Raw genomic sequence first — 23183 nt, 5'->3', positions numbered from 1 at the left:
GCTTCGCGTACGGTTTACGTGCCCGGGTTACGCGTCCGTCGCCGCCGGGGGCGACGCCGCCGAGCGGCGCTGGCGTACGACGCCGATGACGATCAGGACCGCCGTCAGCGCGCCCGTCGCCAGCAGCTGGTCGCGGGTGTCGGGCTGGCGGAGCATCAGGACGAAGATGCCGGCCATGGCGAGCAGGGCCGCGATGGTGAGGCCGGGGAACAGCCACATCCGGACCACCAGCTTCTGCGGCTCCTCGCGCTCCAGCCGGGCGCGCAGGATCAGCTGGGAGGCGGCGATGAAGATCCAGACGACCAGGATCACCGCCCCGGTCATGTTGAGCAGCCAGGGGAAGACGTCGTCGGGCCGCCAGTAGCTCAGCAGCACGCACAGGAAGCCGAACACCGAGGAGACCAGCACCGCGCGGCGCGGCACACCGGACGAGATCCGGCCGAGCCGCTTCGGGCCCTGACCCCGGGCCACCAGTGAGCAGGCCATGCGCGAGGCGCCGTAGATGTTCGCGTTCATCGCGGAGAGCAGCGCCACCAGGATGACCACGTTCATGATCTCCGCCGCACCGCTGATGCCGAGGTGGTCCAGGGCCGCGTAGAAGGGGCCGACCGAGACGACCTTCGGATCGTCCCACGGGACCAGCGTGACGATGACCGCCATCGAGCCGACGTAGAAGAGCGCGATCCGCCACATCGCCGTCCGCACGGCCTTCGCGACGCCCCGCACCGGGTTCTCCGACTCGGCCGCGGCGATGGTGACGGTCTCCAGACCGCCGTACGCGAAGACGGAGGCGAGCAGCCCGATGACCAGCCCCTCTGAGCCGTTCGGCAGGAAGCCGCCCTCGCCGCTGAGGTTGGCCGTGCCCGGCGCGTCCGTGTCCGGAAGCACGCCCAGGATCGCCAGCACGCCGAGCACCAGGAACAGCGTGATCGCGACGACCTTGAGCGCGGCGAACCAGAACTCGAACTCGCCGAACTTCGTCACAGAGGCCAGGTTCGTCCCCAGGAACACCACCATGAACAGCGCCACCCACGCCCACTCCGGCGTTCCGGGCAGCCAGCCGGTGACGATCTTCGCCGCACCGATTCCTTCGAGGCCGACGGCGACGCAGAGCAGCACCCAGAACGCCCAGCCCGCCGTGAACCCCGCCCACGGGCCGATCGCCCGCTCGGCGTGCACGGAGAAGGAGCCGGACGCCGGATTGGCCGCCGACATCTCGCCGAGCATCCGCATCACGAGCATGACCAGCAGCCCGGAGCAGGCGTAGGCGATGACGATCGAGGGGCCGGCCGCGGCGATACCCGCGCCGGAGCCGACGAACAGCCCGGCGCCGATGACGCCGCCGAGGGCGATCATCGACAGATGTCGCTGCTTGAGCCCGTGGGTGAGGGCCGAGTCGGTTCCGTGGCCGGAAGAGGCGGCCGGGGTGCCGGTGGGGGGAGGCACGGTGGTCCGGGGCATGGACGAACTCTGTTCGGTCGGTGAGACGGGGGACGGGCAACCAGTCTGGACGCGTGCCCCGCCCAGGCGGAACGGATGTCCGCTATACGGTCACCATGCTCACACAGGGCGCGCACCGCACAGCGTGGAGCGGCCCGCTGCCGAGCTTGCGTCACGGGTCCGCTGTTTAGAGGGAGTCGACAGTCGGCTCCCGTCGCACCTCCCCGCCGACGAGCAGTTGATCCGCTCCGACCTCCGTGATGAGCATCACGTCCAGGGATGATTGTGTGCCGCGCTTTGTGTGAATCCCACCAACGCCCCAACCGCCGCTTTGTGGGCCGCTGATGGTGATCGAGCGTTGCTCCGTCGGATAGCGTCAGGCTCAGCCCTCCACCCACCTGCCCTCACCACGCGGAGTCCTGATGAGTACTGCTGCCGCCGCCCCCGTCCGTACCGGAGCGGTCCTCGCCGACCTGCTGCCCGCCGCCCGGCACCGCTACGCCGTGGACACCGCCCTGGTGCTCGGCGGCGCCGCGCTCACCGGCATAGCCGCGCAGATCGCCGTGCCGGTCCCCGGCTCGCCGGTCCCGGTCACCGGCCAGACCTTCGCCGCGCTCCTGGTCGGCACCGCGCTCGGGGCCCGCCGCGGCTTCCTCGCCCTCGCCGTGTACGCGCTCGTCGGCATGGCCGGCATGCCGTGGTTCTCGGCCGGCAGCTCCGGCCCTGGCGGCGCCTCGTTCGGCTACGTGCTCGGCATGCTGCTCGCCGCGACCGTGGTGGGCGGCCTGGCCCGCCGCGGCGGCGACCGCTCGGTGCTCCGCACGGCGGGCACCATGGTGCTCGGCTCGGCCATCATCTACTCGGTCGGCGTGCCCTACCTGGCGCTGTCCACCGGCATGTCGGCGAGCGCCGCGATCGCGGCCGGCCTGACGCCGTTCCTGCTCGGCGACGCGCTGAAGGCGGCGCTCGCGATGGGCGCGCTGCCCGCGTCCTGGAAGCTCATCGGCCGTCGCGGCTGACGCCGTAAGCACCACCGAAGAGGCTCGCCGGGTCGTAACGCGACACCAGACCGGCGAGCCTCTCGCGTGTCCGGGGGTCGTGGAACCCGTCCGTACGGTCCCCGCCGCCGAAGGAGAAGTTCAGCGAACGGCCCACGACGAGCGGTGCGAGGACCCCGGCCACCTCCTCGTACAGGGCCCGGACGGCGGCCACGTCCGTACCGTCCAGCGGCGACAGCAGCCGGAGCAGGAACCCGGCCCCCCGGTACGGCACCGCGTTCCCCGCCGCGGGGGCGGTGGCCAGGGCGCCGCCCAGGTGGTTGAGCTGGACCACGGTCATCATCGGGGCCCCGCGGCCGGTCAGCTCCAGCACCCGCACCGCGCGCTCCGGATCCAGTCCGCTCAGCATCAGCCCGTCCCCGTAGTACGCGTGCGGGAACGGCGGATCGTTGTGAATGCTCGGGCTCTCCGCGTACGGCATCTCCCGCAGCGAGTCCGCGAGCACGGGCCCGATCGCCCGCAGTGGCGCGACGAGGCGCTCACCCCCGGCCGCGCTCCCGGTGTACGCCACGCGTACGGAGACGACGTACCGGCCCCGCAGCGCCTCCGGCATCTGTGGCAGATCGGGGTACACGAGTGCGGCCACCGACGACGTCAGCGCGTCGGGCAGGGGCCGGGTCCACTCCTGATAGCGCCGGAGCACCTCGGCGCCCGCCCCGCCGTCCCCGTCGAAGGCGATCGAGCCGCCGTACAGCCGGTCCACCGGGACGAGCCCGGTCTCCAGGCCCGTCACCACGCCCAGCCGGTGCCCGCCGCCGCGCAGCCCCCAGAACAGCTCCGGCTCGTCCTCCGCGGTGACATGACGGAGCACCCCGTCGCCCGTCACCACGTCGAGCGAGCGCACCTGGTCGGCGGCGTACCCGAACTCCCGGCCCAGGATGCCCAGCCCGCCGCCCAGCGTGTAGGAGACGGCGCCCACGCCGGGCGCGGAGCCGTTCAGCGGGGCCAGCCCGTGCGGCGCGGCCGCCTCGACCACCTGCCCCCAGGTGGTGCCCGCCCCGACGGCGGCGGTGCGGCGCACCGGGTCGATCCGTACGGAGTCCATCCGGCGGGTGTCGATCAGGACCCCGCCCTCCACCGGGCCCGCCAGCCCGTGCCCGGTGGCGTGGACGGCGACCCGGAGGCCGCCGGACGCGGCGCCTGCCACGGCGTCGCGTACGTCATCCGCCCCGGCGGCCTCGACGACGAGGTCCGGACGGACGGGGAAACCGGTCTGGAAACCGGACGGGACGGCAGTCATGGCGGAGGCTCTCCACTCGCTCGCTCGATCGCTTGCGCACTCGATGGGCTTACGAAGGAGAGCCTCCCCGCTATACCTGACAGTTTCCGTCAGGTATGGACACTCATTCGGTGGACTTCCCGGCCGGGGTGCCGTTGCGGCGCCCGCGCGCCTCGCGCACCAGCGAGACGGCCACCACCAGGACCGCGACCAGCAGCGAGAGCAGCACTTGCTCGCGTCCCGCGTCATCGGTCAGCATGTAGACCAGCACGAACGAGATCATCGCGATGGTCGCCCAGGTCAGATACGGGAAGAGCCACATCCGTACGACCAGCTTCTCGGGCGACTCGCGCAGGATGATGCCGCGCATCCGCAGCTGGGTGAAGCAGATGACCAGCCAGACGAACAGGGCGACCGCGCCGGAGGAGTTCAGCAGGAACGCGAAGACGGTGTCCGGCCACTGGTAGTTGAAGAAGACGGCGACGAAGCCGAAGACGACGGAGGACAGGATGGCCGCCTGCGGCACGCCCCGCTTGTTGGTCCGGGCGAACGCCTTCGGGGCGTCACCTCGGCCGCCGAGCGAGAAGGCCATCCGGGAGGCCGTGTAGAGGCCGGAGTTGAGGCAGGACAGCACGGCCGTCAGCACGATGACGTCCATCACCTGTCCGGCGTGCGGGATGCCGATCGAGTCGAGCGCGGCGACGTAGCTGCCCTTCTCCATGATCGAGGCGTCGTTCCACGGCAGCAGGGTCAGCACGACGAAGATCGAGCCCAGGTAGAAGACCGCGATCCGCCAGATCACGCTGTTGGTGGCCTTCTGGACGGCACGCTGCGGATTCTCCGACTCACCGGCCGCCAGCGTCACGATCTCGCTTCCCATGAAGGAGAAGACCACCATCAGCACCCCGGTGAGGATGGCGCCGGGGCCCTTGGGGAAGAAGCCGCCGGTGTCGGTGAGGTGGGCCAGCCCCGAGCCGGCGTTGTCCGAGCCCGGCAGTACGCCGAAGACGGCGAGCAGTCCGACGATCACGAAGGCGCCGATCGCGACGACCTTGATCCCGGCGAACCAGAACTCGAACTCTCCGTACGAGCCGACCGATACCAGGTTCGTCGCGGTCAGCACCAGCATCACGATCAGCGCCCAGGCCCACTGCGGGACCCCCGGCACCCAGTTCTCCAGGATCTTGGCACCCGCCGTGGCCTCGACGGCGAGCACCACGACCCAGAAGAACCAGTAGAGCCAGCCGATCGAGAAACCGGCCCAGCGGCCCAGCGCCTGGTCGGCGTAGGCGGAGAAGGAGCCCGACGCCGGACGGGCGGCGGCCATCTCCCCGAGCATCCGCATCACGAAGACGACCATCAGGCCGACCAGCGCGTACGACAGCAGGATGGCCGGTCCGGCGGCTGCGATGCCCGCGCTGGACCCCACGAAGAGGCCGGCGCCGATCACGCCGCCGATGGCGATCATCGAGAGGTGACGGTTCTTGAGACCGGCCTGGAGCCCGTCCCCGGGGCCCGTCCGGCCCGGCCCCTCGGGCTGTTGGCCCGGTCCGGCCAGAGTCGTCTGCGACGTCATGGATCGAATCCTCACGTTTTCGGATCACTCGGTGCGTGCGCGCCGCGGCACGGTGGTGAGCGGCGAGCGTTGCATTGAAGCCCGGTGAACCCCGAAATCGGAACCCCCGCATCCGCATCGTTGACACGATCATCGCTTCAGCGGCTTCGCACGCACAGGGTCCGCACATCAGAGCCACACCGCACCCCGTCGTCGGTTACCCGGCGAAGCTCGTGCCACACTCCTCCCATGCGCGTGTACCTCGGATCCGACCATGCCGGTTACGAACTCAAGAACCACCTCGTCGAGTGGCTCAAGGCCCAGGGCCACGAGGCCGTCGACTGCGGTCCCCACATCTACGACGCCCAGGACGACTATCCGCCGTTCTGCCTGCGTGCCGCCGAGAAGACGGCCGCCGACCCCGACAGCCTCGGGATCGTCATCGGCGGCTCCGGCAACGGCGAGCAGATGGCCGCGAACAAGGTCAAGGGCGTCCGCGCCGCGCTCGCCTGGAGCGAGCAGACCGCCGCGCTGGGCCGCGAGCACAACGACGCCAACGTGATCTCCATCGGCGGCCGGATGCACACCGAGGAGGAGTGCACGAAGTTCGTCGAGATCTTCCTCGCCACTCCGTACTCGGGCGAGGAGCGGCACAGCCGCCGCATCGCGATGCTCACGGCGTACGAGAACACCGGCGAGCTCCCCCCGGTCCCGGCCCACCACCCGCAGCGGGGCTGACCGCCCCACCGCCTCCCGCTGTGCCGCCGGAGCCCCCGGCGGCACAGCCATGTCCGCACCACCGCCTCACCCAGGAGCGCCGCCGCCGTGCCCGAGGGCCACACGATCCACCGCCTCGCGGACGACCACCGGGACAGGTTCGCCGGCCTCCCGGTGCGGGTGAGCAGCCCGCAGGGCAAGTTCTCCGACAGCGCCGCGCTGCTCGACGGCCGGGTGCTCGAAGGCGCGGACGCGCACGGCAAACACCTCTTCCTCGGCTTCGAGGGAACCGGCTGGGTCCACATCCACCTCGGCCTGTTCGGCAAGCTCGGATTCGGTACGGCGCCGGCCCCGCCGCCCACGGACACCGTCCGGCTGCGCCTCCTGAACGACGAGCACCACGCGGACCTGCGCGGCCCCACCACGTGTGCGCTGATCACCGACGCCGAGAAGCAGGCGATACACGACCGGCTCGGCCCCGACCCGCTGCGCTCCGACGAGGACGGCGAGCGCGCCTGGCTTCGGATCTCCCGGAGCCGGATCACCGTGGCCGCCCTGCTGATGGACCAGAAGGTCATCGCGGGCGTCGGCAACGTCTACCGCGCGGAGGTGCTGTTCCGGCACGGCATCGACCCCTACCGGGCCGGCCGCGACCTCACCCGCCGTGAGTGGGACGCGATCTGGACGGACCTGGGCGAGCTGATGCGCGAGGGCGTGCGCAACAACCGCATCGACACGGTCCGCCCCGAGCACCTGCCGGAGGCGATGGGCCGCGCGCCGCGGGTGGACGACCACGGCGGCGAGGTGTACGTCTACCGGCGCGCGCGCCAGTCCTGCCACGTCTGCGGCACGGAGCTCCGGGCGGCGGAGCTGTCGGCCCGGAACCTGTTCTGGTGCCCGACCTGCCAGTCCCGCTGAGCGCGGGCCGCACAGGCCGCCCGGTTGTCCTCAATCGCCGGACGGGCTCGGTTTGTCCTCAAACGCCGGACAGGCTTGATTGCCCTCAATCGCCGGGCGGGCTTGATTGTCACGCCTGTCCGCGACAATCCAGCCCACCCGGGCAAAGCCAGCCCGCCCGGCCAATTCAAGCCCGTCCGGCCAAATCAAGCCCGTCCGGCGATTGAGGACAAGACGCCCGGAGGGCGCTGCGCGGCAGCCCGCGGCGCTCGGCGGAAACGCGCGCACCAGGGCAAATCAAGCCCGTCCGGCGATTGAGGACAGAGCGGGGCGCCGGACGCACCCGGCAGGCTAGAACCCCCGGGGCAGCCACGGCGCCACGTCGGACAGGAACGCCGACGACGCCTCCGCCAACGCCCCCGCCCGCACCTCCCGTACCCGCCCGGCCAGGGCCAACGCGCCCAGCGATTCGCCGCCCAGGTACGCCGTCCCCAACTCCCGCACCGAGAGCGCCAGATCCGCCGCGTCCTGCGTGCGCTTGCACGACGCGCCGCCCTTCACGTCGGCCGTCAGCCGCCAACGCCCCGCGTTCCAGGGGCAGAACGCGTCCTCGACCTCGAACACCACATCCACCGGCGCCCGGTAGCTCCGTGCCTCCAGTGCCGCGCCCACGTCCACCAGCCGCACATGGAGCGAGTCCCGGACCTGGATCCCGCACCGCCGCACGTCAGAGACCAGGTGCAGCACCGCGTCGTCCACCGGCCGGTTCCGTGCCTCGACGGTCGACGTCAGGTCGATCCCGAAGAGGAACCGCCACAGCGCCGCGTACGCCGCCGGATCCAGCGCCGCCAGATCGCTCACGACGACCCGGCCCTTGGGCCCACCCGTGTCCCAGTCCGGTTTGATGTGGTACGTGGTGTAACCCAGCACTTCGCCGTCCCGCTCGGCCAGGACACACTGCAACGCGGAGCCGCCCTCCCGTGAACTCACCGGATCGACGAGCGACTTGCGCTCCCAGCCCGGAGCGTGGGCCGGGGTGCCGGGGCGGCCCGGCACCAGGCGCGCGTACACACTCTCGCAGGCCGCGACCGCCTCGTCCTTCTTCGCGTGCCGCAGCCGGACCCCGTCCGTGCCCTCGGGGACGGTCAGCCGCACCCGGTCCGTGTCGATCGTCAGGGACATCTGGCGGCTCGCCGCCCCGTACCCGTACCGGCCGTAGATCGCCGGCTCCGACGCGGTGAGCACGGCGACCGGTTCACCCAGTGCCCGCACGTCGTCGAGCTGCCGGCGCATCATCGAGGTCAGCAGCCCGCGCCTGCGGTGGGTGGCCGCGACGCTGACCATCGTCACGCCCGCGGCCGGCACCAGCGCGCCGCCCGGAACGGCCAGCCGGAAGCTGAACGCCCCTGATGTGGCGACGACATCGGGGCCGTCCCAGATCCCGAGCGAGCGCTCGTGCTCGGTCAGTGACTCGTCCAGCTCGCGTTGCTCGGGCGGTTCGGCCACGCCTCCGAAGGCGAGCTCCAGGCACTCGAACCATTCGTTCCATTCGGACGGCTGCAACACGCGGAGCTCTGTAGTCATATGGCATGCCTACCAGGGGCTCGGCGGACAGGCGACCCGATTTCGAACGCATTGTCACAGGGGTCCCCCTGCACCGGAGGCCGTCGGGTGGATAAAGTCCCCGCAATGGCCCGACGCGCAGGAGCAGAGACCTACCCGGCCCGATTGCGGAAATCGGCGCACCGGGTACGCAGCACGCTGCGCAGATCCGGCGTCGACTACTTCCGCGGCGACGGCTCCGACTGGATCGCCCTGGCCGCCCTGTTGCTGATCATCCCGGCCATCACCTGCGGCACCCTGCTGAACCCGGTGTGGTGTTCACCGACCGCGCTCGTCCTGCCGATCGTCGCGGGCGGCCTGGTGCTGCGGCCCGCCAGCCTGCTCGGTCTGTACGCGGCCGCCGCCGCTGCCCTGATCGTCGAGTCGGTGCGGCTCGGCCCGTTCAAGGACGGCACGGTCGGGGTCACCCCCGGAACCGTGCTGACGGTGGCGGCCTGCGGCTTCTTCGGGCTGGTGCTCGCCCAGTTCCGGGCCAGGGTCGGCGTGCCGTGGCGGCGCGGCGGCACCATGCTCTTCGACCTGCGCGAACGCATCCGGGTGCAGAGCGCGCTGCCCCGGCTCCCGCAGGGCTGGCACCGGGAGATGTCGCTGCGCCCGGCGGGCGGGCAGTCCTTCTCCGGCGACTTCGTCGTCGCGGCCCGGACCAATGGCGGCCGCACCCTGGAGGCCGTACTCACCGACGTCTCCGGCAAGGGCATGGACGCGGGCTCCCGCGCGCTGCTGCTGTCCGGCGCGTTCGGCGGGCTCCTCGGATCGCTGCCGCCGCACGGCTTCCTGCCCGCGGCCAACGGCTACCTGCTGCGCCAGGACTGGGACGAGGGCTTCGCGACCTCGATCCATCTGGTCCTGGACCTCGAATCCGGCGACTACGAACTCCTCTCGGCCGGCCATCCCCCCGCCCTCCAACTGCACGCCGGCAGCGGCCGGTGGGAGGAGATGGCAGCGGAAGGCCCCCTGCTCGGGGTGTACGACGGGGCGCAGTTCGACGCCGTGAAGGGCTCGCTGGCCCCGGGGGACGTACTGATGCTGTTCACCGACGGACTGGTGGAGACATCCGAACGGGACATGGCGGAGGGCATCGACCGGCTGACCGGCGAGGCCGACCGCTATGTCTCGACGGGCTTCGAGGGTGCTGCCTGGCACCTCATCGAGGCGTGTGCCAAGGACGTCAATGACGACCGGGCACTGCTCCTGCTGTCACGCAAATCCTGAACCGTACGTAACCGGCCCGAACCGGGCGTACGTCAACGGCTTGCGGTCCGTCACCGGATCGGGGTGAGCGCGGTATCGCGTCCGCCCGGAAGGATTCTGGCCAGCCAGTGCGAGCGTCCGGCCACCAGCGGGGCCAGGACCGCGAGGACGAGCACGTATCCGGCGATGAACGGCGCGAGCCGCTCGTCGAGTCCGGCGCCCGCCGCCATCGTGGCGAGGATCAGCGCGAACTCGCCGCGCGCCACCAGGGTGGTGGAGATGTTCGCCGTGGCCTGCGGGCCGAACCCGTACAGCTTGGCGGTGGCGATTCCCGCGAGGACGTTCATGGCGAGGGTCACGGCGACGGCGGCCAGTACCGCCCACAGCACGACCGGCAGATCACCGGGGTTGATGGAGAGGCCGAAGGCGAAGAAGAAGATCGCGCCGAAGGCGTCCCGCAGCGGGTGGACCAGTTTGAGGATGCGCTCGCCGGAGGAGGTGCTGCCGAGCATCAGGCCCACCATGAAGGCGCCGATGGCGTCCGCGACCCCGAACCACTCCGAGATGCCGGCCACCAGGACCGCCGCGCCGAGGAAGGAGATGACGAGGAGCTCGTCGTCCTTGGTGTTGATCAGCTTGCTGATGAGCCTGGTGCCGAAGCGGGCGGCGAGGGCCAGCGCCAGCAGGAAGCCGAAGGCCTTTCCGCCGTCGACCGCCGCCGCCGCGAGGCTGTCGGCGCCCGAGAGGATGGGCTGGAGGGCGGCCAGGTACAGCGCGAGGAACACGTCCTCGACGACGATGATGCCGAGGATCGGCTTGGTCTCCGGATTGCCGATCCGGCCCAGGTCGACCAGGACCTTGGTGACGATGGCCGACGACGAGATGCCGAGCACCCCGGCCAGCACCAGCGCCTCCGAGGTGCCCCAGCCCAGCGCGAAGCCGAAGCCGAGCCCGGCGCCGACGTTCAGGACGAGATAGGCGCCGCCGGCGAGCGCCATCCTGCGCCCGCCCGCCTTGAGGTCGTCGAGGTGGAACTCCAGGCCGAGGTAGAAGAGCAGCAGCACCAGGCCGAGCGCGGAGAGCATCTCCAGGTCGTGCGGGTCCGCGACGAGGACGATGCCGGGGGTGTGCGGGCCGAGCAGGATCCCGGCCAGGATGAACAGGGGGATGGTCGGCAGTCCGATGCGGCTGCCGACGCGGGCGAGAACGGCGGCGGCCAGGAAGGCGCCGCCCATGGCGATGAGCGTCTCTGCGTGTCCGATGAGCCCAGTCCTTCGTTTGGTCAAGAGAGCGTCAAGGAATCGTCAGTAATTAGTTTACCGAATGATTGACGTTGCAAGTATCACCACCCCGACCGGGCCTCCGACGGGCCTCCAACCGGGCCTCCAACCCGGTCTCCCGACGGGTCTCCCTGGGGTTTTCCCCACCCCCGATCCGCCAGCCGCCGTCATGGCCCCGGACCAGGACGGATCCGTACGTTCGAAGGACCGATCACGGATGGCTACGGAAGGCGGACACCATGGGGCTTCGGCGCACCAGGCAGGGAGCGCGGGAGAGCGTGCGGGCAGTACGTGAGGCCCGTACGGCGCACGACCACGCGGGGCCCGTCCTCGCGGACCCGGCCGTCGAACTGCGCGGTGTCCGCAGGCAGTACGGCCGGGGCGGATCGGCCGTCCACGCCCTGCGCGGCATCGACCTCGCCCTGCCGAGGGGCAGCTTCACCGCGGTGATGGGCCCCTCCGGCTCCGGCAAGTCGACGTTCCTCCAGTGCGCGGCCGGACTCGACCGCCCCACCGCGGGATCGGTCAGCCTCGGCGGCACGGAGATCACCGGCATGAGCGAGAACAAGCTCACCGAACTGCGCCGCAGCCGGCTCGGCTTCGTCTTCCAGGCGTTCAACCTGCTCCCGTCCCTCACGGTCGAGCAGAACGTCGTCCTGCCCATGCGCCTGGCCGGACAGCGCACCGGCTCCGCCCGCAGCCGCCGCGAGGCAGCCGAGATGCTCGCCCGGGTCGGCCTCGGCGACAAGGGGAACCGGCGCCCAGGCCAGCTCTCCGGCGGCCAGCAGCAGCGCGTCGCCGTCGCCCGCGCCCTGGTCACCCGGCCCGACGTGATCTTCGCCGACGAGCCGACCGGCGCCCTCGACACCACCACCGCCGCCGAGATCCTCCAGCTGCTCCGCCACGCGGTCGACACCCTCGGCGCGACCGTCGTGATGGTCACGCACGACCCGGTGGCCGCCGCCTACGCGGACCACGTGCTCTTCCTCGCCGACGGCGAGATCGCGGACCGGCTGCCCCGCGCGGGCGCCGACCGGATCGCCGCACGGATGACCGCGCTGACCGCCCCCGAGCACGCAAGGGCCGCCGCCTGATGTTCACCCCGAACGGCCTGGCCCGCGCGGCCGTACGCTTCAAACCCGCGTCGTTCGCGGGCACCTTCGTCGCACTCCTGCTGGCCGCGGCCATCGTCTCCGCCTGCGGCATCCTGCTGGAGACCGGCGTGCGCGCGTCCGTACCGCCCGACCGCTACGCGAAGGCGCCGGTGATCGTCGCCGCGGACCAGCAGGCCCGGCTGACCGTCGGCAGCGGGGACGACCGGCACGAGGAGTCCAGCGCGCTCCCGGACACCGCCCGGCTGTCCGACGCCCTGGTCGCCAGGGCCGCCTCCGCCCCCGGCGCCACGGCCGCGATCGGCGACGTCGGCTACCCGGTGCACCGGGTAGCCGCGACCGACGGCGTCGGCTCCCCGGCGCACCAGGACTCCGCGCCCCTCACCGCGCACGGCTGGGGCTCCGCCGCGCTCACCGGCACCCGGCTCGCGTCCGGCGACGCGCCGCGCACCGGCGAGGTCGTCGTCCCGGCCGGCCACGGCGGGGCCCGGACCGGTGACCGCGTCACGCTGGACACCCCGGCGGGCCCGAAGGAGTTCCGGGTCTCCGGCACCACCGACGCCGACGCCACCGTCTGGTTCACCGACCGCGAGGCCGTGGCGCTCTCCGGCCACCCCGGCCGGGTCGACGCCATCGCCGTACTCGCCGCCGACGGCGCCGACCCGTCCGCCCTCGCCCGCCAGGTATCCGACGCCCTCGGCCACACCTCGGGCGTCAGGGTCAGCACCGGCGACGACCGCGGCGCGGTCGAGGACCCGGGCCTCGCGGACGCCAGGGAACTCCTCACCGGGCTCGGCGGCTCCTTCGGCGGCGTCGCCACCATGGTCGCCGTCTTCACCGCCGCCGGTACGGTCGCCCTCTCCGTCGGCCAGCGCAGCCGCGAATTCGCCCTGCTGCGTGCGATCGGGGCGACCCCGCGCCAGCTGCGCCGCAGCATCGCCACCGAGGCCCTGCTCGTCGCCCCGCTCGCCGGCGCACTCGGCTGCCTGCCCGGAATCGCCCTGGCCGCCTGGTGGTTCGGGCAGCTCAAGGCGAAGGGGGCCATCCCGGACGCCGTCGGGCTGCGGATCTCCTGGCTGCCACTGACGATCGCCGTCGCCGCCACGATGCTCACCGCGCTGGGCGCCGGCTACGCCGCCGCGCGCCGTCCGTCGAAGACGAAGCCGGGCCTCGCGCTCGCCCAGTCCGCCGTGGAACGCCCGCCGTTCGGCTGGATCCGCACACCCCTGGGTATCGCCGCGCTGGCCGGTGGCGGCGTCCTCGCGGGCGTCGCCGCCTCGCAGACCGGCGACGACGCGGCCAACGCCGCACTCGGTGTGGTCATGCTCTTCATGCTCGCGGTCGGACTGCTCGGCCCGCTGATCGCCCGCATCTGCGCCTCCGTCCTCGGCCTCCCGCTGCGGGCCGGCGGCCCCTCCGCCTCGCTGGCCGCGGCCAACTCCCGCGCCAACTCCCGGCGGATGGCCTCCGCGATCACGCCGATCGTGCTCGCCATGGCCTTCTCCTCGACGCTCGTCTTCATGCACACCAGCGAGGACCGGGCGATCGAGCACCAGCAGCGTGCCGCCGTCACCGCGGACCGCATCGTCTCCGCACCGGACGGCCTCGCCTCCGACGCCACCGAACGCGCCGCCACGACCCCCGGCGTCTCCACCGCCGTCGGACTGCTCCGCACCTCCGTGCTGGTCCCCGCCGGATCGGGCGGCGACACCTGGCTGGAGAACGCCCCGGCGCAGGGAGTCATCGGCTCCAGCCGTGAACTCGCCGCCGTCCAGGACCTCGACGTCCGCACCGGATCACTCGACGCGCTGGCCCCCGGCACCGTCGCCATCGACACCACGCTCGCCGGTTCGGCGAAGGTGCACACCGGCGACCGCCTCGCGCTGCGCCTGCCGGACGGCACCAAGGCGTCGCCGAAGATCGTCGCGGTCTACGGAAGAGGCCTGGGCACCGCCCTCGTCACCCTCCCTTCCGCCGACCTGCTGACCCACGTCACCTCGCCGTACGCCTCCGACGTACTCGTACGGGCGACCCCGGCGGGCGCGGAGCGGCTCGCCGCACTCGGCACCGTCACAGACCCCTCCGGCTACGCCACCGCGCAGAGCCGGGACCGCGAGCTGAACGCGTGGGCCAACACCGTCATGGCCTCGGTCCTCGGCGGATTCGCAGCCGTCGCGGCGGTCAACACACTGGTGATGACCGTCCTGGACCGCCGCGGGGAACTGACCATGCTCCGGCTCGTCGGCTCCACCCGCCGCCAGGTCATGGGCATGATCCGCTGGGAGGCCCTGCTGGTCACCGTGGCCGGGGCCGCGCTCGGCACGGCCATCGCGCTGGCCACGCTCATCCCGATGATGCGGGGCCTGACCGGCGAATCCCCGTACATCCCGCCCGCGTTGTACGGATCGTTCCTGGCCGCCACGGTGGGCCTCGGCCTCGCCGCCGCACTGGTGCCGGCCCACGCCGCCCTGGGCCGGGCCGCGGGCCGACCGTAGAGTCGGGCCATGACGGCACCCCGCATACACCTGACCCCGGCCGAAGTCGAGCGCATCGCCCGTGCGGCCCACGAGGGTCAGCGGGACAAGGCGGGACGCCCGTACGCCGAACACCTCGCGGCCGTCGCGGAGGGCGTACGGGCCAGGGGCGGCAGCGACGAGCAGATCGCAGCCGCCTGGCTGCACGACGCGGTCGAGGACGACGCGCTGTCGGAGCGCTGGCTGGCCGGGGCCGCGCTGCCGCAGCGGGTCAAGGACATGGTCCTGGCCGTCAGCAAGCGGGAGGGCGAGGAGCTGCCGGCGTACGCCCGCCGCATCCTGGCCACTCCGGGCGCACTGCTGATCAAGGAGTCCGACCTCGCGCACAACGCGGACCCGGTCCGCCTCGCGGTCCTGGACCCGGCGACCCGTACCCGGCTGGCCGCGAAGTATGCGCAGGTGCGGAGCCTGCTCGGACTCACCGCCCCGGAATCACCCACCGACCGTCGGGATTGAGCCAACACGGCGGAGCCGGACCCGACCGGGTCCGGCTCCGCCGTGTTGGCTCAATCCCGAAGTCTCAGATCTTGGCGGCGTCCCGCCGGAACGCCCAGTTCATGTCCGGTTCGGTCACACAGCGCATGACCCGTCGCACCGGCGGCGTGCACAGCAGCGTCACCCCGACCGAGGCGGCCACGGTGACGAGCACCAGCCCGGTGGGCGAGATCAGCCAGTCGTTGTGGTCGAAGAGGCCCGAGTAGTCGGCGCCCTTCACCAGGAACCCGTGCAGCAGATAGCCGCAGATCGTGCCGGCGCCCAGCACCGTGAACCACATGTGGCGGCGCGGCACCCACGCGAGGAACCCGACGGTGAGCAGCGTCGCGCAGCCGAACAGGGCGAGGGTCATCACCGCGCCCGACCACCACGGGGCGTCCATCTCCTGGGCGCTGGAGTCGCGCAGGAACCAGCCCAGCTGCATCCGGGGCGCCGCCCAGTAGGCGAAGACCAGCGCACCGGCGAACAGCGGCAGGGCCAGCAGCCGCACCTCGCGGCGCTTGACCAGCCGGAAGTGCTCGGGCTTGAGCTGGAGACCGAGCACGAAGAACGGCAGGAACTGCAGGACGCGCGGCAGGTCGAGGTCGTCGCCGATGCTGGGGGCGAGCGAGGCGAGGACCGCGATCACGAGCGACACCGCCAGCGGGTGGCGCAGGTTCTGCCAGATCGGCGTGGTGAGCCGCCAGATGAACAGCGCGGCCAGGAACCAGGTGAGGTACCAGGGCTCCAGCAGGCTGATCGCCCCGTCGGAGGAGCCGCTCGCGTACCGCCGGAACAGCGAGTAGGCCGTCTCGAACACGATGTACGGCACGGCGACCCCCGTCACCAGGCGCTTCACCTTGGCGGGGGTCAGGCTGAACGAACGTGAGAAATAGCCGGAGATGATGATGAAGGCCGGCATGTGGAAGGTGTACGTGACCATGTACGCCGCGCGGGCCGCCCTGCTGCCCTCCATGACCGGCACCCATGAGTGCGCCACCGCGACCAGCACGATGGCGAGGTACTTGGCGTTGTCGAAGTAGGCGTCACGCTTCTTCGCGGGCGGGGCCTGCACGGGCCGTTCCGCCACGGCCACCGCGGAGGGGGCGTCCGGTGCCCGGCCCGGCGCTTGGGGTCTGGGCTCCGACTCCCGGGTCGCTGGGGGGAGCGGTGCCCTCTGGAATACGTTCGGAGCGTGGAACATCTCAAGCACCCTAGACGTCTCGATTGCATTTCGTAAAACCGCCATCGGATATCGCGTGTGCCCGGCCGACCAAAAGGCAAACCCCTGTTTTTTGCCCGGTATGGGCTGGTTAATCCTCCTTAAATGGTGCATATCATCAGGCAGTTGGGGCAGTGAATTACGTCGCACCCGACTTCGGGAATTGCATGTGGATGAAGTGTGTGGGTAAGGAAACGATCACCGTTGCAGATCATTTCCGTTCATCGGATCATTACCGCGCGCACCGACCGCACCCGCCTTGCCGCCACTGGGCCGGCGGCACCGCGCTGACGCTGCGAACAGGTCCGCGACCGGCGCAAGATGGCGTGATACCGACTGGTCGCTTCGTCAGGCGGCAGCGACCACAGGGGAGTTGGTGGCACGATGGACGCAAACGGAGGTGTGCACGGCCGCACGCTTCCGGGCCGGCAAGGCGGACCGACCGAGGGTGTGATCAGTCGTGGCCATTTCACTGTCTGTGGTGCTTCTTTTGGCGATCATCCTGGTGGTCCTGATCCGAGGCGGCTCCATCAAGGCCGGACCCGCGGTCGTCGCGGTGCTCTTCGGCTTCTTCCTGGCATCGACCGGCATGGCGCCGTCGATCCAGAAGTTCATGGACTCGATAGCGCAGAGCATCAACCAGATCAACTTCTGACCCCGGACCGCGTCCCGGGCCGTACCCCGGCCCCGGGACGCGCGCGGGGGCACGCGCAGCGCGGGGAAACGCGAAGGGCCCGGTCCGGCAGCCATCCGAGAGGATGACGCCGGACCGGGCCCGAGCCATGGAGCGGGCGACGGGAATCGAACCCGCGTAGCTAGTTTGGAAGACCCCGTATGCGGATGGGGTCTGACCTGCGCATACTCTGACCTGCGGTCGAGTCGGCAAGGTCCTGTCTGCTCCTGTGGTTCCCCGCTGCTTCCCCCTGTGTCGGGCACGCAGCGGGCACGCCTACAGCAGCTTGGTCATCAGCGGGGCAACGGCCGCAATCGCGCTGGCTAGTGAGGTGACCAGCTTGATGATGTCGGTGACGACTTGACGCCGGCTGGCCTTGTTTGTGGCGCAGGGGTTGATTCGAGACGTTCCTTGCGTGTAGCGTCCCACCCATAACCCATTGTGTAGACAATGGGTTATGGGTGACTGACCTTCGGGGTTCATCTGGAGTCCTTGTCACTTGAAGCCGTGGGGCATTGAATCTCTTGCCGGAGATGCCGCACGGCTGCTTGTCGTTCAAGCAGGCTAAACATTAACGCACTTGGGTCCCGAGCGGCGGGCACTCCGCGATACGGTCGCGCGTTGGCGGTGCTGGACACACTTCAACCCACCACTCGCCCAGCTCCCATCCCGTCCGCCTTCGCCCCACACGTCGTGGAGCGGTCGTGGTTCAGGGCATCAAGATGCGACCGCACGCCTGCCATTGGGGCCGACGTTGCTGAGCAACATCAAGCCATGGGGGGCGAATGCAGTGGTCGGCGATCGTAGCGACAGCAGTGGGCACGGTTCTTGGCGTCGGCAGCACTCTTGTCGCTGATCGCATCCGGTGGCGACGTGACACGTCAGAGCGGGATCGAGACGCGCTCCGCTCAGCGTTCATGGAGTATCTTTCAGCACTTGCTCAGGCCCGGGATGCGTTCTCTCGGGGCGAGCCTTCCCCGGAACGGATTGGCAAGGGGCACGTTGCGATCGGCGAGCACGGAGTCTACGCAGCGCAGCAACAACTGGAGTTGGTAGCCCAGAGGCCGGTTGTCGAACTGGCCGGCCGCGCCACTCTGAGTGTGCTCGATTTCCATGATGCGGTGGTCGCCGGCCATGAGTCGGACTCCGTTGAGTACCTCCATGCTTGGCGGCTTGCTCGTGAGACCCGCATGACCCTGATTGAGGGGATGAAGGCCGCTCTGCGGCGAGCCTGAGGGAGCAGAGTCCGGTGTGGTTGGAGCCCGCGACCGCATCGTCCCGAAGTAACTTGGGCGGGGGAGTAGCCTCGCACTGTTGTGGCTCTCACCTGCGCTCATCGTCCGCGGGCGTCCACGCTTGTCTGCTGTTGTACGTCGCCGTTGTCACGCAGTTAGACGCTCACCACGGACACTTCTGCTCCGTAGCTCTAGCCAGAGCAGTCGGCAGCGGGCTATCCGCTGAGCGCTTCCATGACGTAGAGGAAGAACTTCAGGCCGAAGACGGCGACGACTCCAAGTGCGATGACTCCCAGCGAGCAGACCAATGCGATCACGGTCACGAACCGGGCCCAACCTTGAGCCCTGGTGTAGTCGGTTTCGTCGTTCCAACCCTGATCAGACATGATGCCCCCTTGCCGGTCACTGTACTCAGCGAGGGATCAGGTGGGGCTCTGCTGCTCGGCAAGGCAGGAGTCAGCCTGTGGCCTCATCCTTATCAGGTCGACCACACCAACTTCACGACGTGGGATCCCCTGAGATGGACCTGCGTTGTCCGTCCGGCGAGATCCGCCGTTGATCGCGCATGTACGTGGCCGTTGGTGTCAGAGACTGATGTCAGATCTCCGGGTGCCGCTTGACAGAACACCCCGCCAGACCTCTAGGGCGTGACCCAATTCGCCCAGCCAAACACGAACTTGTACGCGGCGCGCACGGCGCCCCATCGTCGCCTGCCCAGGAGCAGGAATACGACCAAGGCGACAACGAACAGCGCTGCGAAGCCTCCAGCGATGAGTGCACCCGCGGGCGGGGACCAGACTACGGATACCAAGACGCTCGCCATCACGACGAGCGCCAGGCCCATGTGTGCGACGGAGAGTTCCACCCGGAACAACTCCCACATCGCGGCTCGTGATGCGTTCATGTCCGTTCTGTAGCGCTCTCTCGCCGCATCAGGGTCTGCGTTCGGCCCTTCCGGCCACTGCTGCTCCACCAAAGTCCCCCCTGCTCACCGATTCCGGAGAGCCTAGGCCCCACCTCAACCCACCACCTACCCCAGCTCCCATCCCGTCCGCCTTCGACCCACACTCCGTGGAGCGGGCGTGGTTCAGGGCGTCAAGGTGGAGCGCGCCACTGTACGAACGACCTTGACGCCCTGGGCCGCGACTGCTCGGCTTTGCCTGGGTCGAAGGTGGTCGGGATGGGAGCTCCACGACGCTCACCACGAATTCGCCGGCAGCCGCGAACGGCGCCCCTCCCATCCCGGAGTCTGAGCGCCCCCGCCGGAGGCATGTCTTTGGCCCGCGGATCGGTCTCGACTCATGCCCTCGGGCCTATCCACTGCGGGCGCGCGTCGGCGGCGGCAGCGACGAGCGGGCCGAAGGCAGGAGCGCGGGAGCGGCCAGAGCCGGGAAGCGCGCCCGGCGGAGCGGAGCGCAGCCGGGTGCCTTGATGAGGTAGAGAAACCTGTAACAGCTCAGGTGCCAAAGGGCTTGGGGCCAGGCGTCTGGTCCTCGAACCCGTGCTGGGCGGGGGAAGCAGGGCGCTGGGCAAGCCAGCCTGAGACGCGTGGGCCGCCGTTGATGGCGCCGCCTTCCCGGACAGTCCGAACGTGCTCGAAGCCATGCTGTAGGTAGTAGCGCTGAAGTGCGGCGTTGTTGGTCCATGCGTCAAGGCGGAGCCACTTGGCCGACGATTGGTAGGCGCGATCTCCCGCCCAATCGAGGAGCCTGCCTCCAAGATCCTTCCCCGCGTAATCGCGGGACACTGTCAGCTTGTTGACGAAGATGGATGCCTCCCCCAACTCCTCGGGCGTCCACAACCCCTCTTCCGCCTCTGGCGTGAGAGTGATGGTCCCAGCGGTCCGGCTGCCGTCGCGGAGCATGAAGACTGTGCCAGCCTCGATGGTCAGCAACAGGCGATCGGCAGGGTATGGCCGGCTCCACTGGTCGCTGCCCAGTTCGCTGATCCAGGATGCGGCTTCTTCCCGGAACGCCAGAAGCTGGTCCAAGTCGCCCGGTACTGCGGTTGTGATCTTCACTGGGGGTCGTTCTCGTTTCGGGCGGACAGGTCGCCGATCTCGTAGTTCATCCGGTTCAGGTCGCCGCGGAACGTCGTGATCGTGCAGCGAATGGGCCGCTCAGGGGAGTAGCCGGTTCGGGTCCAGAGCAGGACCGGGATTCCCGCTCCTATGTCCAGAAGTCGGGCCTCCTCTGGCGTCGGCATCCGGGTGGCGATCTCGTCGGCGTATCCGACCTGCTCGATGCCGAGACCCGTGAGGTAGCGGGTCGTTCCTTCGGCGATATCCCCCGGTTCAGTCAGCCGGGGGGCTGCCTCTACCAGCCAATCGGGGTAGTGAGTGGCCTGGGTGGACCATGGGACATCGTCAACGAACCGATGGCAGAACCTGAGGACGGCTCGGGATCCGGCGTCGACTTGCAGACGCTGGGCCACGTACTCGGGGGCGGTGGTGAGCTCGACACGAAACGTTTGGTGCGGCCTGCGGCCGGCGTTCGTCACGTCCGTCGAGTAGGCGTCGCCAGTCTGCGGGAAGCTCAGGTTCTCGAAGCGGGAAGCGTTGAGCTCAAAGAGCTCGTGCTCACGGACCTCGTAGCCAAGCCCTTGGCTTGACGTGATCAAACCCTCGCTGACCAGCAGACTCAGGCCCGATCGGACAGTGTTTCTCGACGCGTCGAACCGTGTCGAAAGTTCGCTCTCTGAAGGGAGCCGCGCGCCGGGACCGTAGGCGCCGCTGTCGATCTCACGACGCAGTGCGTCGGCCACCTGTCGGTACTTCGGCTGCTTGCTCATGACCCCATCATGACGCACTCGGTCAACTTGTTGGTACATGTGCTCCGAAGTGCTTGACGCCTCACCCTCGGTGATGCAATCTCTAGGTATCAGCTTGTACCAACAAGTTGAGCAAGCGGTTCAAGAGGCTTGGGCCGTACGACCGAGGAGACAGCTATGCCGTCGTTCAAGATCGATGTTTCGACCGCTGTCGTGTTCGTTGCGACGCCTCCGACTCCGAAGCTCGTGAGTAAGCAGACCGGTGAGATCGCGATGGACCGGGAGACCGGTGCCCCGCTCGCGACCGTGGGCCTGCTGATCTCGGACGACGGGGAGGGGAACCTCTACCAGGTGACGGTCCCGAGCACGGGTGTTCCGGAGAGCCTGACTCCGGGTACGCCGGTCACGGTGATCGGCCTCAAGGCCCGCGACTGGGAGAACACCTTCAATGGCCAGACCCGGCACGGGATCAGCTTCCGCGCGGTAGCGATCACGGCGGGTGCCTGATCATGCCGGACCTGACCCTGATGATCGAGGCGGCCGGGGTCTTATCGGCTGCCGGCGGCCTCGGTTACGCGAAGGCTCGCGCACCGCGGGTGTTCTGGTCGCTGGTGGGTCTGCCGATTGCCCGGGTCCGGTTCGCGGCCACGTATCGCTCGACGATGGATGTGTGTGGGCTGACGGTTCAGCCGTCCAGGCTGCGGGCGTTCATGGTCCGCAACGTGGCCCGCCGCCAGGACGTACAGCCGGTTCCCCCGAGTGTCCGCCGGGTCCGCGCTTCCTCGACCGGGATGCGGGCGATACTCCGCCTTCCGGCCGGCTTGGAGCCTGCGGACGTGGCTGCGGCCTCGGAACGGTTGCGGCACGCCTGGGGCGTCCATTCCGTGCACGTTGTGGAGGTCAAGCCCGGCTTCGTCGAACTGCGCATGACCGGGTACGACGTCCTGCGCCGGGTGAAGATGCCGCGCCGACTGCCCCGCAAACTGGCCGGCCCGCTCGTGGTGCCTGTCGCTCTGCGGGAGGACGGTACGGCGTTCGTCCGGGACTACAAGAAGGTCCCGCACGGCCTGACGGTGGGTGCGAATCAGTCGGGCAAGTCGATGTATCAGCGCAACCTGATCACCGGTCTCGCGAAACTCCCGGTCGGATTGATCGGCATCGACTGCAAACGCGGGGTGGAACAGCGTGGGTTCGCACCCCGGCTCTCCGCCCTCGCCACCACCCCGGACGAAGCCGACAGCCTGCTGGAAGTCCTCGTGCGGGAGATGGAGGAGCGCTTCGACATCCTGAGCGCCCACGGAGTCTCCGACCTGTGGGACCTGCCCGCCAAGGTCCGTCCCGTACCCCTGATCGTCCTGGTCGACGAAGTCGCGGAACTCTTCCTGACCGCGGTGAAGAAGGACGAGGAACGCAGAGACCGGATGGTGATGCGCCTGGTCCGCCTCGCCCAGATGGCCCGCGCGATCGGCATCTACCTGGAGGTCTGCGGGCAGCGCTTCGGCTCCGATCTCGGCAAGGGCGCCACCATGCTCCGGGCCCAGCTCACCGGCCGTGTGGTGCACCGCGTCAACGACAAGCAGACCGCCGAAATGGGCCTGGCCGACATCGCCCCGGACGCGGTCTTCGCCGCCACGACCATTGCCCCGGACCGCCCCGGTGTGGCGGTGGCCGGCGACTCCTCCGGGGGCTGGTCCCGCATCCGCACTCCGGAAATGACCGCTACGGAAGCGGTCGCGATCTGCCGCGAGTACGCGCACATGACCCCGGACATCGCCGCGCTGGCCCCGTTCCGCCCGATCGTCCGCGCCACCCCGGCCCCGGCTGCGCCGCTGGCCAAGCCCCGCCCGGTCACCGAGTAACACCCGCACCTTCCCCGGTTGGCGCGACCTCTCGCGCCAGGTCCCTACCCCGCCCATGCCCGGAACCGAAAGGAACCACCGCCATGGCCACCACGAAACGGACCACCAAGCCCAAGCCCCCGGCCGAGCCGGCGCCCTGCAAGCCGTGCAACGGGACCGGATGCGTCGCGATCACAGTGCGGGTCGGTCGCAAGCATCGCCCGGTCGGCAAGCAGGACGGCTTCTGCCTGAACTGCTTCGGCACCGGCACTGACCCCGACTCCTGACCTCCGGGTGCTGGGCGGTGACCACCGAATCCCGCCCGGCCCCGGCACCACCACAGATT

23 protein-coding genes are annotated in these 23183 nt (G+C 70.0%); 11 read left to right on the top strand and 12 right to left on the bottom strand.

From position 1 onward, the window contains the following. Nucleotides 1-27 precede the first annotated feature (27 nt). Nucleotides 28-1461 (bottom strand): amino acid permease, encoded by a 1434-nt coding sequence (locus OG892_RS12550; RefSeq protein WP_073739013.1) that lies wholly within the window; start codon nucleotides 1459-1461, stop codon nucleotides 28-30. A gap of 401 nt (nucleotides 1462-1862) precedes the next feature. Here OG892_RS12550 and OG892_RS12545 point away from each other — a divergent pair, with 401 nt between their 5' ends. After that, a complete protein-coding gene (locus OG892_RS12545) occupies nucleotides 1863-2459 on the top strand; it encodes a biotin transporter BioY (protein ID WP_073739014.1) in 597 nt (198 codons plus the stop codon). Here the strand turns inward: OG892_RS12545 and OG892_RS12540 are convergent. Both OG892_RS12540 and OG892_RS12535 read right to left on the bottom strand, forming a co-directional pair. Next, the gene (locus tag OG892_RS12540) at nucleotides 2440-3738 is read right to left on the bottom strand and encodes an FAD-binding oxidoreductase (protein WP_371629160.1); all 1299 of its coding nucleotides are present in this window, start codon (nucleotides 3736-3738) and stop codon (nucleotides 2440-2442) included. The genes OG892_RS12545 and OG892_RS12540 overlap by 20 nt on opposite strands. Before the next feature lie 103 nt (nucleotides 3739-3841). Continuing rightward, complete coding sequence (locus OG892_RS12535; RefSeq protein WP_073739016.1) at nucleotides 3842-5293, bottom strand: amino acid permease; 1452 nt, start codon at nucleotides 5291-5293, stop codon at nucleotides 3842-3844. A 228-nt stretch (nucleotides 5294-5521) separates the two neighbouring features. On the opposite strand from OG892_RS12535, the gene OG892_RS12530 reads away from it, so the two are divergent. Further along, on the top strand, nucleotides 5522-6010 hold the full coding sequence (locus OG892_RS12530) for a ribose-5-phosphate isomerase (RefSeq protein WP_371629159.1): 489 nt from the start codon (nucleotides 5522-5524) through the stop codon (nucleotides 6008-6010). Between the two features lie 87 nt (nucleotides 6011-6097). Then, nucleotides 6098-6907 carry an Fpg/Nei family DNA glycosylase gene (locus tag OG892_RS12525; protein WP_371629158.1) on the top strand — a complete coding sequence of 270 codons (810 nt, stop codon included), beginning with the start codon at nucleotides 6098-6100 and terminating at the stop codon, nucleotides 6905-6907. 330 nt (nucleotides 6908-7237) lie between these two features. On the opposite strand, the gene OG892_RS12520 is transcribed toward OG892_RS12525, so the two are convergent. After that, nucleotides 7238-8470, bottom strand: a complete 1233-nt coding sequence (locus OG892_RS12520; RefSeq protein ID WP_371629157.1) for a GNAT family N-acetyltransferase — start codon at nucleotides 8468-8470, stop codon at nucleotides 7238-7240. A gap of 105 nt (nucleotides 8471-8575) precedes the next feature. On the opposite strand from OG892_RS12520, the gene OG892_RS12515 reads away from it, so the two are divergent. Beyond that, nucleotides 8576-9721 (top strand): PP2C family protein-serine/threonine phosphatase, encoded by a 1146-nt coding sequence (locus tag OG892_RS12515; RefSeq protein ID WP_073739020.1) that lies wholly within the window; start codon nucleotides 8576-8578, stop codon nucleotides 9719-9721. Nucleotides 9722-9771: 50 nt separating this feature from the next. Here OG892_RS12515 and OG892_RS12510 read toward each other — a convergent pair whose 3' ends face one another. Then, a complete protein-coding gene (locus tag OG892_RS12510; RefSeq protein ID WP_328867087.1) occupies nucleotides 9772-10935 on the bottom strand; it encodes a cation:proton antiporter in 1164 nt (387 codons plus the stop codon). A gap of 284 nt (nucleotides 10936-11219) precedes the next feature. Between OG892_RS12510 and OG892_RS12505 the strand changes: the two genes are divergently transcribed. From OG892_RS12505 to OG892_RS12495, 3 genes are read left to right on the top strand one after another with little or no spacing between them, the layout of a single operon-like run. Further along, nucleotides 11220-12074: an ABC transporter ATP-binding protein gene (locus tag OG892_RS12505; RefSeq protein ID WP_079193672.1), complete on the top strand. Its 855-nt coding sequence runs from the start codon at nucleotides 11220-11222 to the stop codon at nucleotides 12072-12074. Continuing rightward, nucleotides 12074-14587, top strand: coding sequence for an FtsX-like permease family protein (locus tag OG892_RS12500; RefSeq protein WP_371629156.1), 2514 nt, complete (start codon nucleotides 12074-12076; stop codon nucleotides 14585-14587). Before OG892_RS12505 ends, OG892_RS12500 begins: the two co-directional genes overlap by 1 nt. Before the next feature lie 9 nt (nucleotides 14588-14596). Continuing rightward, nucleotides 14597-15082 (top strand): HD domain-containing protein, encoded by a 486-nt coding sequence (locus tag OG892_RS12495; protein ID WP_371629155.1) that lies wholly within the window; start codon nucleotides 14597-14599, stop codon nucleotides 15080-15082. A gap of 64 nt (nucleotides 15083-15146) precedes the next feature. Here OG892_RS12495 and OG892_RS12490 read toward each other — a convergent pair whose 3' ends face one another. After that, nucleotides 15147-16304, bottom strand: coding sequence for an acyltransferase family protein (locus tag OG892_RS12490; protein WP_073739025.1), 1158 nt, complete (start codon nucleotides 16302-16304; stop codon nucleotides 15147-15149). A gap of 478 nt (nucleotides 16305-16782) precedes the next feature. Between OG892_RS12490 and OG892_RS12485 the strand changes: the two genes are divergently transcribed. After that, nucleotides 16783-16977, top strand: coding sequence for a hypothetical protein (locus tag OG892_RS12485; RefSeq protein WP_073739026.1), 195 nt, complete (start codon nucleotides 16783-16785; stop codon nucleotides 16975-16977). Nucleotides 16978-17271: 294 nt separating this feature from the next. On the opposite strand, the gene OG892_RS12480 is transcribed toward OG892_RS12485, so the two are convergent. The 6 genes from OG892_RS12480 to OG892_RS12455 form a co-directional block, all read right to left on the bottom strand. Then, a complete protein-coding gene (locus OG892_RS12480; RefSeq protein ID WP_371629154.1) occupies nucleotides 17272-17424 on the bottom strand; it encodes a hypothetical protein in 153 nt (50 codons plus the stop codon). Between the two features lie 500 nt (nucleotides 17425-17924). Continuing rightward, a complete protein-coding gene (locus tag OG892_RS12475) occupies nucleotides 17925-18131 on the bottom strand; it encodes a hypothetical protein (protein WP_371629153.1) in 207 nt (68 codons plus the stop codon). Between the two features lie 314 nt (nucleotides 18132-18445). After that, a complete protein-coding gene (locus tag OG892_RS12470) occupies nucleotides 18446-18616 on the bottom strand; it encodes a hypothetical protein (protein ID WP_371629152.1) in 171 nt (56 codons plus the stop codon). Between the two features lie 254 nt (nucleotides 18617-18870). Continuing rightward, on the bottom strand, nucleotides 18871-19134 hold the full coding sequence (locus OG892_RS12465; protein ID WP_371629151.1) for a hypothetical protein: 264 nt from the start codon (nucleotides 19132-19134) through the stop codon (nucleotides 18871-18873). Between the two features lie 552 nt (nucleotides 19135-19686). Continuing rightward, nucleotides 19687-20250: a GNAT family N-acetyltransferase gene (locus tag OG892_RS12460; RefSeq protein ID WP_371629150.1), complete on the bottom strand. Its 564-nt coding sequence runs from the start codon at nucleotides 20248-20250 to the stop codon at nucleotides 19687-19689. Then, a complete protein-coding gene (locus OG892_RS12455; RefSeq protein WP_371629149.1) occupies nucleotides 20247-21020 on the bottom strand; it encodes a GntR family transcriptional regulator in 774 nt (257 codons plus the stop codon). The genes OG892_RS12460 and OG892_RS12455 overlap by 4 nt, the downstream gene beginning before the upstream one ends. 156 nt (nucleotides 21021-21176) lie before the next feature. On the opposite strand from OG892_RS12455, the gene OG892_RS12450 reads away from it, so the two are divergent. The 3 genes from OG892_RS12450 (at nucleotide 21177) to OG892_RS12440 (ending at nucleotide 23124) form a co-directional block, all read left to right on the top strand. Next, on the top strand, nucleotides 21177-21506 hold the full coding sequence (locus tag OG892_RS12450; protein WP_328898328.1) for a hypothetical protein: 330 nt from the start codon (nucleotides 21177-21179) through the stop codon (nucleotides 21504-21506). Between the two features lie 2 nt (nucleotides 21507-21508). Further along, on the top strand, nucleotides 21509-22858 hold the full coding sequence (locus OG892_RS12445; RefSeq protein WP_371629148.1) for an FtsK/SpoIIIE domain-containing protein: 1350 nt from the start codon (nucleotides 21509-21511) through the stop codon (nucleotides 22856-22858). 83 nt (nucleotides 22859-22941) lie between these two features. After that, entirely contained in the window at nucleotides 22942-23124 is a 183-nt protein-coding gene (locus tag OG892_RS12440) for a hypothetical protein (protein WP_371629147.1), read from the top strand. The last annotated feature ends 59 nt before the right edge of the window (nucleotides 23125-23183 follow it).

Source organism: Streptomyces sp. NBC_00341, from assembly GCF_041435055.1.
GTDB lineage: Bacteria > Actinomycetota > Actinomycetes > Streptomycetales > Streptomycetaceae > Streptomyces.
This window is presented reverse-complemented; position numbering and strand designations above follow the sequence as displayed.